This window comes from Myxococcus dinghuensis, from assembly GCF_024198235.1.
GTDB lineage: Bacteria > Myxococcota > Myxococcia > Myxococcales > Myxococcaceae > Myxococcus > Myxococcus dinghuensis.
In genome coordinates, this window is record NZ_JAKCFB010000030.1 from 104007 (window position 1) to 115711 (window position 11705).

The following is an 11705-nucleotide window of genomic DNA, read 5'->3' on the forward strand; positions in this document are numbered from 1 at the left end:
GTGGATTGTGACGGACAAAGCGCTTGACTGTAGCAGACGCCCCGCGTGGCGCGCCCCGAAGGAAGACGAGGCGGGTTGGATTTCCCCCGCCTCCCGGCCCGCCCTCCCGCCACCCGTGCGCTGACGCGCCGCGCTCAGGCCCAGCGACCCACGCGGGGTTCGCCGTCCGGCCGCGCGGCTTCACCCGAAGCGTGAGCCGGCGTCCCGAGCGGCAGGCGGACCTCCACCTGGGTGCCCTGCCCCGGCTCGCTGGAGAGCTGGATGCGCCCCCCGTGTCGCACGACGATGCGCCGGCTGAGCGCCAGCCCCAACCCCGTCCCCTCCCCCGCGGCGCGCGTGGAGAAGAACGGTTGGAACAGCCGCTCCATGTCTTCCTTCCGGATGCCCTCGCCGTTGTCGCTGATGGTGATGACGGCCTCGTCGCCGTCGCGCGCGGTGGACACCCGGACCCAGCCCCGCTCGCCCACCGCGCGCAGCGCGTTGTCGAGCAGGTTGAGCCACACCTGGTTGAGCAGCCCCGGGTCACCCTGCACGGGCGCCGTGCACTCGTAGGAGCGCTCCACCGTGACGCCCCCGGGCACGCGCCAGGTCAGCACGCTCAGCGTGGAGTCCAGCATCTCGTCGAGCGCCAGCGACACGGGCGTGTCCGAGCCGCGGGTGAACGACAGCAGCGACTCGGCGAGGTGGCGGATGCGCTGGCCACACTCCTCCACCACCTCCACCATGGCCCGGCTCACCTCCGCGTCCGGTGAGCTGCCGGAGAGCACCTCCTTGAGGGGCAACAGCGCGTTCATCAGCCCGTTGAGCGGGTTGCGCACCTCGTGGGCGAAGCCGGACGACAGGAGGCCCACGGCGGCCAGGCGCTCGTTCTCCGCGGCGCGCACCGCCGCCTCGCGCAGGCGCAACTGCGTCTCGATGCGCGCCAGCAGCTCGCGCGGGCTGAAGGGCTTGCCCAGGTAGTCGTTGGCGCCGGAGCCCAGGGCCTCCACCTTCGCGGACACCTCCTGCCGCGCGGTGAGCAGGATGACCGGGATGTCCACGGCGACCGGATGCATGCGCAGCGCCGCCAGCATCTGCAGGCCGGACATCACCGGCATCATCACGTCCGACACGATGAGGTCGGGCCGCTCCACGATGGCGCGCTGGCGCCCCTCCTCGCCGTTGACGGCCTCCAGCACCTGGTAGTGCTGCTTGAGCAGCCCCGCGATGAAGGCGCGGATCTCCGCGTCGTCCTCCACCACCAGGATGCGCGGCGAGTCCGGATCCGGGCCGGCGTGGTCGCGGGCCTGCACCACCACGCCGGGCGACTCCTGGCTCCCCGACTCCAGCGAGGGGAACGAGCCCGACCCGCGCCGCTCCCGGCGCACCGGCATGTCCGCGCGGCGCCGCTCGCGCAGCTCCTCGCGGATGTGCGCGCGCCCCTTGGGCAGCCGCACGCGGAAGATGGAGCCCTTGCCCAGCTCGCTCGTCACGGCGATGCCGCCCTCGTGCAGCTCCAGCGTCTCCTTCACCAGCGCCAGCCCGATGCCCGTGCCGCCGAAGCGGCGCGTGCCGCTGTTGTCCGCCTGCGCGAAGCGGTCGAAGATGACCTGCAGGTCCTGCGTGGCGATGCCCGGCCCGGTGTCCTCCACCTCCACGACGACGTCGTGCTCCTCCTCGCGCACCCGCACCGTCACGCCGCCCATCACCGTGAACTTGAGCGCGTTGGACAGGAGGTTCTGGAACACGATGTCGATGCGCTCGTGGTCCACCTCCACGGGCGTCACCGCCGAGCCCTCCAGCCGCAGCCACACGGCCTGGCGGTCCGCCATGGCGTTGAACGGCGGCAGCACCGTGCGCAGGAACGCGTGCAGCTCCAGCGGCTGGTAGCGCAGGCGCGCCTTGCCGGACTCCAACTGCGCCAGCTCCAGCAGGTTGTTGATGAGCCGCAGGAGGCGCTGGGCGCTGCGCTGCATGGTGGCCACGTGGTGCTCCACCACCTGCGGCTCGCTCTCCTTGCCCTGGTGCTCCAGCGACTCGAGCGCCAGCAGGATGAGCGTGAGGGGCGTGCGCAGCTCGTGGCTGACGTTGTCGAAGAACTCGCTCTTGAGCCGGTCCAGCTCCTGCTGGCGGGCGAGCGCCGTCTCCAGCTTGCCGTTGGCGTCCTTGAGCGCCAGGGTGCGCTCGGCCACGCGGTCCTCGAGGGCCACGTTGGCGCGGAAGATCTCGTCGTAGCGCTGCTGCAGTTCGGAGAGCGACCCGGTGATGGCCTGGTCCTGGGCGCGCAGCGCCTCGTCCTTGCCCCGCATCTCCCGGCGCCCGTCCAGCCAGCCGCCCACCGCGAAGCCCGTGGCGGCCAGGGACGCGACGCAGAACATGGGGTTGCCCAGGCCCATGGCGCTGGCGCCCAGGCCGCAGACGGTGCCCAGCACGAGGCCCATGTGGTGGCCCCACAGCGACGGCGGGTCCGTCCACGTCAGGTGGTAGCGGCACACCGGCGCGCCGAGCACCTGGCACTCCGACTCACGCACCTCCGCGGACGGCAGTCCCCAGATGGTGGGGATGGAGGCGAACTGCCCCATGCGCAGCTCGCAGATGTCGCGGTTGCTCTCCGGGACCTTGCTCGTGTACGCCAGCCGCAACTGCTTGCGGTCCAGCAGCTCCACCTTGAAGGTGCCCACCCGGTTGTAGCTGGGCGCCAGCTCGATGGTCTTCACGTAGCACATGCGCGGCGAACCGAAGGCGCGCAGCAGGTAGTACGCGAAGCCCATCGCCTCCGGCGCGGCGAGGAACAGCCCCGCGTTGCGCATGAACCGCGGGTCCCCCGACTCCTGCATCAACAGCGCGGACAGCCGCTCCAGGAAGCGCAGGGAGATGTAGTTGGCGTGCGTGCGCAGGTAGTCGAGCGACAGCGACAGGTCATGCCGTTCCCAGAGACTCCGCAGCCGCTGCGCGCCATACGTGCGCTCGAAGTACAACAGGAGCGTGGACGTCGTGCGGACGCTGACCTCGGGGGCATTGTCCGGCGTGTCCTGACCCGCGTCTTCCAGGCCTACCGCTGTCGCTTCGCTCAAGCGCGAACTCCCTCAGTGACCACCAGCACCGAATACTTGAGCGTATCCGGATCGCTCAGCATTCGCAGGTAGGCCTGACAGAACTCCCGATAGGCGACTTCGGAGCCGAAAGCCGGGGATACCGCGGGCGCGAGCGCCTCGAAGCGCGTGCGCCAATCCGCCATGAAGCGCTCGTCCGCCGTGCCGGCCACGACGTATTGCGGCACGACGTGGACCCGCACGTCGCGCAGGCCCACCTTGCGGAACCCCTGGAAGAGCTTGCGCCCCACGAACAGGTCGAACCCGTGGGCGGACAGGCCCTGGGCGAAGCGCTGGGCCCCGTCCTCGAGCTCCTTGGGGAGCGGCCAGTTGTTCATGCCCTGACCGTCGATTTCGGACACCACGACCCGGCCCCCGGGGCGCGTGACGCGGACGAACTCCGCGAGGGCGGCGTCCCAGTCGGAGAGGTACTCGAGCACATACTGGCTCCAGGTGTAGTCGAAGGAGGCATCCGGCAGCCCCGTGTCGCGGATGTCGCGGCGGAGGAAGCGGGCCTGGGGCAGGTCCGCGCAGCGGCGGGTCGCCTCGGCCAGGCGGGCCTCGCTCATGTCGATGCCGGTGACGCGCCCCTCGACTCCGACCAGGTGGGCCAACGTCTGGGAAATCTCCCCCGGACCACAGCCTGCGTCGAGCACCCGGGCACCGCGGACGAGCCCGGTGGCTCGCAACAACGGTCGGATGTCATCGGCTTGCGCCTGCAGTTGCAGCCGGCGCGACTCCTCCGAGGACTCCATGATGTAGGTCACGCAGACCTCCGGGACGCCGCACCCCGGGAGCCCGCCGCGCTCCCCACGCGCTGGACCCGCTCGAAGATGGAGCGGAACAACTCCACCCAGCGGCGGACCATGGTGCGGTGGAAGAACCACTCGGAGAAGCGCCCCAGCTTCTGGAACCCGGCCGCCTCCAGCGCGGCGACGTCCTCGTCCGCGGCGAGCGCCACCGCGGCGGCGCGCCCCTTGGAGCGCGCGTGCTCCGCGCAGCGCTCGATGAGGGCCCGCACCGCGGCGGCGGCCCCGGGGTGGCCCGGGTCCAACACCACGAACCAGAAGGCGCTCGTCTTCTCGATGAGGTTGATGCCGGGGCTGCCCTCCTCCTGGAGCGCCATGGCCACCGGGCCGTTCTCCGAGCGCACGCAGAAGACCTGACGCGCCCGGTGCAGCCCGTGCGCGGCGTAGCGCTCCGCCAGCCCCTCCAGGCGGATGCGCCCCACCTGGAGGTCCTCGGCGAGCACCCGCACCACCTCGCCGCGCTCGCGCAGGAAGAACTCCAGCCGCTCGCAGTCCGCGTCGCTCGCCTCGTCGACGGGAGGCAACCCCTCGGGAGGAGGCGGCGCGGAGTCCAGCTCCCGCCGCATGTACTCGAAGTGGCGCAGCCAGCTCAGGCCCCGGCTGTCCATGACGCGCAGCAGCCACGTGCCCAGCCGGCTCGGCCACCGGTTGTCCTCGCGCCACGAGAAGCGGATGAAGTCCACGTCCTCGTGCGCCTCACCCAGCTCGATGGCCAGCGCCGACAGCTCGTGGGCGATCTGGTCCTGCCGGTGGAAGCCCGGCCGCACCGCCAGGTGCTGCACCAGCCAGCTGCGCGAGTGGATGCGCAGCCCCGCCACGTGCCCCTGCACGCCGTCCGCGTCCTTGTAGACGAGCGAGCTGCCCAGCTCCCCCGACGCGGCCAGCCGCTGATGCATCCGCTCCAGCGCGCCCATGTACGTGGGCTCGCGTCCGAAGGGATAGTCGGGGTGGAAGCCGTAGTGGGCGGCCTCCATCATCCGCCAGATGGCCTGGAAGTCCGAGCGGGCGCCGTCCTCCACCGTCTGGCTGCGCGCGGCGACGAAGGCGGCGTGGACCGCGTTGCGGACCTGGGGCGGCACGTCCAGGAAGCGGATGCCGCAGCGGTACGGGCGCAGCGGGTTCTCCGGGCCGCCGTCCGGCGAGACGCCGTCCACCGAGCGCACCTCCGCGCGGCACGCGGCCTCCGTGCCGTCCGGCAGGAGCAGCGAGACGTCGAGGAGCGAGCCCGCCGGGAGGACCTCGTACGAGGCGTCGAAGGAGAACGACAGGCCGCGCGTGCTCAGGTCGAGCACCGAGCGCGTCACGCTCTTGCCGCTGAAGGGCGCCGTGAAGGAGACGAGGAAGCGGTGGTCCTGCCCCGGACGGAAGCGCTGCAGGCCGCGGCGGTTCTTCATGCCCAGCGTGCGCGGGACGCTCAGCGTCATGCCCGGGCCCACGCGCAGCACGCTCGTCACGCCGGAGTAGCTCTGGCCGCCGACCTCGAAGGAGAGGTTGAGCACGTCGCCCGCGGACACCGCGCCGCAGTCCGCGAGGTCGCCGCGCAGCACGGAGCGTCCGGACAGCTGGTCCAGCACGGGCGCGTCCAGCACGAACTGTTCGGAGGGCGAGTCCGGGTACGTGAGCCAGACGCCCGAGCCGCGGCGCACGGCCTTGCGCAGCATGGCCAGCACCGCCACCGGATCCCTCACCACCGTCAGCGGCACGCCGGACCCGTCCTCCTGCGCGTTGCCCCAGGAGATGCCCACGCGCAGCGAGTGCTCCGCGCCCAGGCGGACCGGCTGCACGTGGCGCACGAGCGCGCGCCGCACCTGCAGCACGCGCCGTCCCTCGCGCTCGACGCGGAGGTCCTCCAGCACCGCGCCCGGCAGGAACGCCGCCACCGCGGCGTCGAGCGGCACCTGCAGCGCGGCGCCGAAGTTGCCCACGTCCAGGCAGCGCGAGGCGTAGGCGCGGCCCTGGAGCCGGAACTCCGCCTCCATGCGCGCGCTGAGCATCACCCGCGCGGAGGCGCGCAACTGGAGGATGTTGCTGATGCGCCGCCCCAGCTCCGACACGGTGAGGCTGTCGTCGAGCGTGCTGAAGACGTGGCCCTCCGCGGCCGTCTCCACCAGCTCCTCCAGTCCCTGACGGTCCGACTGGGCACAGACGAACACGCGCACCGCCTCCGGGGCAGCTCTGTCGACATGTCTCAAGAAGCGCCGCGCATTGTCCGGTGGTGCAATGATGAGCGTGGGCGCCGAGACCTCCATGCGCCGGGTGGCCTCCATCTGCGACTCCACCGCGACGACCCGGTGGACTCCCAGCACCTCCGCCAGGGCCGCGCGACGGCCCTCGTTCGGATGAACAATCAGGACGTCCTGAGTGGGGACACTCATGCTCTCTCCTCGACGGGAAAGGCGTTCATTTGGAAGGGGGACGGACAGGGCGTTCGCCCACGGCTCCGGCACTGGCATCGTCCCTCCCGCCAGCCGTTCACGTCTTTTCGACTTCGAATGTGCGGCTCGTCCAAGCGTGACAGCAAGGCGACTGCCTCCTCCCGGCCCGACCCGGGGGATTGCGTGCATTCTACCCACACTCCGCCGTCAGGTGACGCCATCCGTGCAGGCCTCCGCAAGCGCACGAGTGACGGTGGCAGGGCAGACCCGGGGAACGCCAGTGTCGGGCACCCATCCGCCTGGCTGGTGAGCACGGGTGTGGCCCCGCCCCCGGGACCGGGTTAATTGTCGGCTACCCAAGGAGGCGCCGTGGCAACCGAGGTCGATTACGCGCGGGAAATCCTGGAGCTCAAGCGCTCCATGAATGCCGTGATACTGGCTCACTACTACCAGGAGAGTGAGGTCCAGGACGTGGCGGACTTCGTCGGCGACAGCCTCGCGCTCGCGCAGGCGGCCGAGCGCACCCAGGCGGACGTCATCGTCTTCTGTGGCGTCCACTTCATGGCGGAAACAGCGAAAATCCTGAATCCCACACGGCAGGTCCTGCTGCCGGACCTGAAGGCGGGGTGCTCGCTGTCGGACCGGTGTCCGCCGGGGGCGTTCAAGGCCTTCAAGGAGAAGCATCCGGGCGCGTTCGTGGTGAGCTACGTGAACAGCTCCGCGGCGGTGAAGGCGATGAGCGACGTCATCTGCACCTCGTCGAACGCGGTGAAGATCGTCAACCAGGCCCCGAAGGATCGCCAGTTGCTCTTCGCGCCGGACCAGCACCTGGGGCGTCACGTCATGAAACAGACCGGCCGTGACATGGTGCTGTGGCCGGGCAGCTGCATCGTGCATGAGATCTTCAGCGAGAAGAAGCTGGTGGAGCTGAAGGTGGAACACCCGGACGCCGAGGTGGTGGCGCATCCCGAGTGCGAGGAGTCCGTGCTGAGACACGCGGACTTCATCGGTTCGACGAAGGGACTGCTGGACTACGTCCTCAAGAGCCCGAAGGCGAAGTTCATCGTGGTGACGGAGGCGGGCATTCTCCACCAGATGAAGAAGGGCGCGCCAGACAAGACCTTCATCCCCGCGCCGCCGGACAACGGCTGCGCGTGCAACGAATGTCCGTTCATGCGGCTCAACACGCTGGAGAAGCTCTGGCGCTGCATGAAGGACCGGACGCCGGAGCTGACGATGCCGGAGGACTTGCGGGAGGCCGCCCGGGCGCCGTTGCAGCGGATGCTGGAGTGGTCCAGATAGGGCGGAATCTGTCGTCGCAGCGGACATTTGCCAACTCGCGCCTTGCGCTGGCGGGGCCAGGGTGCAATGGAGGCATCCGTGGCCTTCCGATTTCTCGCAGTGCCCGCGCACCGGCTGGTGGACCACCCCCAGTCGCTGCCGACCGATGAGCGCCTCGAGCCGGACCTGCCTCCGGTCCCCGAGGCCGTGGAGCGAGCCCTGGCGGGCGCGGAGTTCCGCGACGTGCGCGCCCGGGATCGCATGCGCGCCCTGCTCCAGGGGGACCGCCCCCCCACCCTGGGCGCCGCCGAGTCGGGCCAGGGGCCCTCGGCCGTCTTCGCGCAGCCGCCCCAGGACCTGCCCGCGCTGCTCCGGCTGGCGGACGAGCTGGAAGGCCTGGCCCGGCGCGAGGCCGGCGAGCGCGCGCTGGTGTGGAAGTGCGGGGACTGCGGTGCCCGCTACGCGGTGCCCGTGGCGCTGGTGCGCCAGGTGTCCATCCGCTGCGAGCGGTGTGGCACGCCGGTGGAGCTCAACGCCACCCGCAGCCTGGGCGAAGAGGCCCTCATCGACCCGTTCCAGGGCGCGGTGAACCACAGCCGCAAGGCGCTGGCCGCCTTCTTCCGCGAGGCCATGGCCCGGGGCTGGCCGGTGCTGGTGGCCGAGGACCGCCGCATCCCGCTCGAGACGCCCACGGCCTGAAGGCCGTCCGCGCCGCCCCGGCGGCGCACAAAGCGGTTCTCGGCGTGGGGCCGGGACGGTAGCCTCCGCTGTTCCATGCGGCACGCGCTCCTCCAGCTCCTTCGCTGTCCCCGGTGCCGCCGGGGCCCGCTCCACCCCGAGTCCCCCGCGCCCGTCGTCCTCTTCGGCCCGCTGCGCTGCCCGGAGTGTCGCGCCAGCCACCCGGTGGCGGAGGGCGTGGCGGACCTGGTGGTGACGCCCACGTCGTCCGGCGCGGTGCAGCGCGGGCTGGAGAACCGCTGGGTGGCGCGCTCGTACGAGCGGTACGTCCGCCCCGCCCTCCAGCGCGCCCTCGCGCGGCGCCCGCTGGACGGCGACAGCGAGTACCTCCTCTACCGCAGCCTGCTGGGCCAGCCCGACGGCCCGGTGCTCGACGTGGGCTGCGGCACGGGCCTGGTCGCGCGGCGGCTGGCGCGGGAGCCGGACTTCCCGCCCGTGGCCGGCATGGACGTGTCCCCCGCCATGCTGGAGGAAGGCGTCGCCCAGGCGCGCGAGGCGGGCGCGACGGTGGACTTCCTGCGCGCGGACGCGCCCTACCTGCCCTTCCAGGACGCGTCGCTGGGCGCGGTGCTCATGGCGGACACGCTGCCCTTCGTCGAGGACCTGGGCCGGCTGCTCCTGGAGGTGGCCCGGGTGCTGCGGCCCGGGGGGCGCTGGGTGGCGAGCACGTACGCGCCCCCGGGGCTCGCGCGGGGCCTGCTCCACCGGCGCCTGGGCCTGCACCCGCGAGCGGAGGACGCCCTGCGCGCGGAGGTCGCCGCGGCGGGGCTGGTGCGCTTCGAGCGGGTGGCGCTGTCGCCGGTGTTCGTCGTCAAGGCGGAGAAGGGCTCCGCCCGGACACCTAGATGAAGATGCCGGCGGAGGCGTCGTAGCGGGCCTCCTCCAGCTTCAGCTCCGCGGGCTGGCCGCGCAGCGCGTCCATCACCTGGCGCTTCGGCTTGCACTTGGAGCACTCGCACGAGCCCTTCTTGCACGTGCAGTCCGCCTTGCTGCCGCACTGGCACTTGCCGGCGATGAGCGAGTCCAGCGACTCCAGCGGGCGCTCCGCTTCGTCCTTCCCCGGCGCCACCGCCTTCGCGTCCGCCTCACCCGGAGCGGCGGCCTTCGCGTCCGCCGCCGCGTGCGCATGGGCCTCGCAAGCCCGCGCCGTGCCAGGCGCGAACACCCACAGTCCGCCCACGAGCAGCCCCACGGCCACCCTCGTCGCGTTGCGTGTCATGTCCGCTCTCCTCCGAGGGGCCGCCACCGCGGCGCCCACCTCGAAACGCGCCTATAGCGCAGGCCCTTCCCACTGCCAAGGTCGACCGCCACACCTTTACCTACCCGCGACACGCGAGGCGGGGGATGACGCGCGGCTGCTCGCCGGACAGGGAGGCGGCGCATACAGTCCGGCCCCTCCGTGACGAACGACAACGACCGCCTCGTGTACGTCGCCGCCCTGGTGCTGGGCGCGCTCCCCCTGTGGGTGTCGAGCCAGCTCCCCATGGTGGACCTGCCGCAGCACCTGTACCTCATCTCCGTGCTGCACCGGCTGGACGACCCCACCACGGTGTACCCGCAGCTGTTCGCGGCGCGCCACGCGCTGACGCCGTACCTGGGCTACTACTACCTCGTCAGCGCGCTCAACTGGCTCCTGCCGCTGGACGTCGCCAACCGCGTCTTCCTCAGCGCGTACGTGGTGGGCCTGCCGCTGTCGCTCGGCTTCCTCCTGCGGTCGCAGAAGCGGCCGACGTGGCCGTCGCTCCTGGCCATCCCCTTCGCCTACGGGGACAGCTTCGGCTGGGGCTTCATCAACTACTGCGCCGCGCTGCCGCTGACGCTGCTGTGCTGCGGCTTCTTCGTGCGCGCGCTCGAGGACGCGCCCCGCCGCCGCGCGTGGGCCGGCGCGCTGGCCGCGTGCCTCGTCGCGGTGCTGCTGTTCCACGTCCAGGCCTTCGGGTTCCTCGCCTTCGGCCTACCGTGGCTGCTGCTCACCACCGCCGTGCCGGAGGACGCCACGGCCCGGGGACTGGGGGCGCGGCTGCGCCCCCGGGCGTGGGCGCTCGCGGGCGTCGTGCCCGGGGTGGCCCTCTTCCTGGGCTGGGTGGTGCTGCGCTTCGGCGAGCCGCCCGACATCCAGCCCGGCGTGCCGTGGAAGGCGTGGGGCCCCACGTTCTCCCCCCAGAACCTGGCGTGGAAGAGCTTCGCGCAGAACCGCGCGGAGCTGTTCGACGTGCTGGCCAACACCCTGCGGGACGGCTCGGACCGCTGGGCCCTGTACGGCGTGGGCGCGGTGGCGCTCGCGGCGTGGGTGGCGGGCCTGGCGCGGCCGGGCAAGGCGTCCGGCGTGGGCGTGGTGGGCGCGGCGCGGCTCGTGGGCCTGGGCGCGCTGGCGCTCGCGCTCTACTTCCTCTTGCCCTTCGACATCCGCGGCTACGTCTACTACCTCAACACCCGCTACGCGCACCTGGCCGCCGCGCTGCTGGTGGCCACCGCGCCCGCCACGGTGCCGGCGCTGCGCAGGCCGCTGTCGTGGGCCGCGGCGGCGTGCGCGCTGGTGCTCGCCTTCGCGCTGGGCCGGGGCTTCCGGGAGTTCTCCAAGGAGGCCGGCGAGTGGCGCGGACTCGTCGCCGCCACGCCCCCGCGCGCCCGCGTCATGGGGCTCGTCTACGACCCGGGCTCGCGGGTGGTGCGCTTCCCCGTCTTCATCCACACCGCGGCGGTGCTGGCGCGCGAGCGCGGCGGCGTGCCCAACTTCACCTTCGCCTCCACGCCCCACTCGCCCCTGCGCTACCGCGACGAGGTGCCCCCCACCTTCCCCTCCGAGTGGCGGCCCCAGGAGATGGACTTCCGGACGCAGGGCGCCTGGTACGACACCTTCGTGGTGCGGGGCGTCCACCCGGCGCAGGTGTTCGGCCCCCGACTCCAGTCGGAGTTCGCCGTGGTGGCGCAGTCCGGCCGGAGCTGGCTGGTGCGCCGCCGCTGACACGCCCGGGCCCCGAGTGTGCCGCAGTGGGCGGGCCCCGCGCGCATCCCCTGCCCCGGGGCGCGCGGCGCGGGGTACAAGGCGCGGCATGAAATCCTCCTCGGACCCTCGCACCCTGCTGGACGCGCTGCGCGCCGGCACGCCCCTGCCCGCCCTGCCCGACGACGCCGTGGAGGCCGCCCGAGCCCTGACCCGCGACCTCGCCGCGGCCACGCCCGCCCAGGTGGAGGCGCTGCCGGAGCCGCTCGCCCACGCCGTGCTGGAGGCCGCCGTGCTGGAGGGGCAGCCCGCGCTGGCCGAGGCCCTGTCCGCCTCCTCCGTGAAGCCCCTGGCCAAGGCGGCCAAGAAGGCGCTGTACCAGTTGCGCTCGCGCGGCGTCGCCGTGGCCCAGCCGGCGAAGCCCGCGCCCGCGCCCGCCCCGCGCGCGGCGCCCCCGCCGGAGGCGCTGCCGGCGCTCGCCAGCGTG

The 11705-nt window shown here is 72.4% G+C and carries 8 protein-coding genes and 1 pseudogene; 5 read left to right on the forward strand and 4 right to left on the reverse strand.

The genetic code is table 11. From position 1 onward, the window contains the following. Positions 1-134: 134 nt before the first annotated feature. From LZ198_RS30540 to LZ198_RS30550, 3 genes are read right to left on the reverse strand one after another with little or no spacing between them, the layout of a single operon-like run. Positions 135-3053, reverse strand: coding sequence for a sensor histidine kinase (locus LZ198_RS30540; protein WP_253975633.1), 2919 nt, complete (start codon positions 3051-3053; stop codon positions 135-137). After that, entirely contained in the window at positions 3050-3838 is a 789-nt protein-coding gene (locus LZ198_RS30545; protein ID WP_253975634.1) for a methyltransferase domain-containing protein, read from the reverse strand. The genes LZ198_RS30540 and LZ198_RS30545 overlap by 4 nt, the downstream gene beginning before the upstream one ends. Next, positions 3835-6255, reverse strand: coding sequence for a PilZ domain-containing protein (locus LZ198_RS30550; RefSeq protein ID WP_253975635.1), 2421 nt, complete (start codon positions 6253-6255; stop codon positions 3835-3837). Before LZ198_RS30550 ends, LZ198_RS30545 begins: the two co-directional genes overlap by 4 nt. Before the next feature lie 369 nt (positions 6256-6624). On the opposite strand from LZ198_RS30550, the gene nadA reads away from it, so the two are divergent. From nadA to LZ198_RS30565, 3 genes are all read left to right on the forward strand, one after another. Further along, positions 6625-7557 (forward strand): quinolinate synthase NadA, encoded by a 933-nt coding sequence (gene nadA / locus LZ198_RS30555; RefSeq protein WP_253975636.1) that lies wholly within the window; start codon positions 6625-6627, stop codon positions 7555-7557. A 78-nt stretch (positions 7558-7635) separates the two neighbouring features. Further along, the gene (locus LZ198_RS30560) at positions 7636-8235 is read left to right on the forward strand and encodes a zinc-ribbon domain-containing protein (protein ID WP_253975637.1); all 600 of its coding nucleotides are present in this window, start codon (positions 7636-7638) and stop codon (positions 8233-8235) included. A 75-nt stretch (positions 8236-8310) separates the two neighbouring features. Then, positions 8311-9123: a methyltransferase domain-containing protein gene (locus LZ198_RS30565; RefSeq protein WP_253975638.1), complete on the forward strand. Its 813-nt coding sequence runs from the start codon at positions 8311-8313 to the stop codon at positions 9121-9123. Here LZ198_RS30565 and LZ198_RS30570 read toward each other — a convergent pair. Further along, complete coding sequence (locus tag LZ198_RS30570) at positions 9116-9493, reverse strand: metallothionein (RefSeq protein WP_253975639.1); 378 nt, start codon at positions 9491-9493, stop codon at positions 9116-9118. The genes LZ198_RS30565 and LZ198_RS30570 overlap by 8 nt on opposite strands. Positions 9494-9673: 180 nt before the next feature. Here LZ198_RS30570 and LZ198_RS30575 point away from each other — a divergent pair, with 180 nt between their 5' ends. Together LZ198_RS30575 and LZ198_RS30580 are read left to right on the forward strand one after the other, a co-directional pair. Beyond that, entirely contained in the window at positions 9674-11239 is a 1566-nt protein-coding gene (locus LZ198_RS30575; protein ID WP_253975640.1) for a hypothetical protein, read from the forward strand. A gap of 88 nt (positions 11240-11327) precedes the next feature. Continuing rightward, positions 11328-11705, forward strand: a pseudogene (locus LZ198_RS30580) (hypothetical protein); the annotation flags it as partial.

Excerpts from the sequence above, each read along its gene's own strand:
- LZ198_RS30550 (WP_253975635.1), bottom strand. The coding sequence starts at position 6,255 with ATGAGTGTCCCCACTCAGGACGTCCTGATTGTTCATCCGAACGAGGGC.
- LZ198_RS30565 (WP_253975638.1), top strand. The coding sequence starts at position 8,311 with ATGCGGCACGCGCTCCTCCAGCTCCTTCGCTGTCCCCGGTGCCGCCGG.
- LZ198_RS30570 (WP_253975639.1), bottom strand. The coding sequence starts at position 9,493 with ATGACACGCAACGCGACGAGGGTGGCCGTGGGGCTGCTCGTGGGCGGA.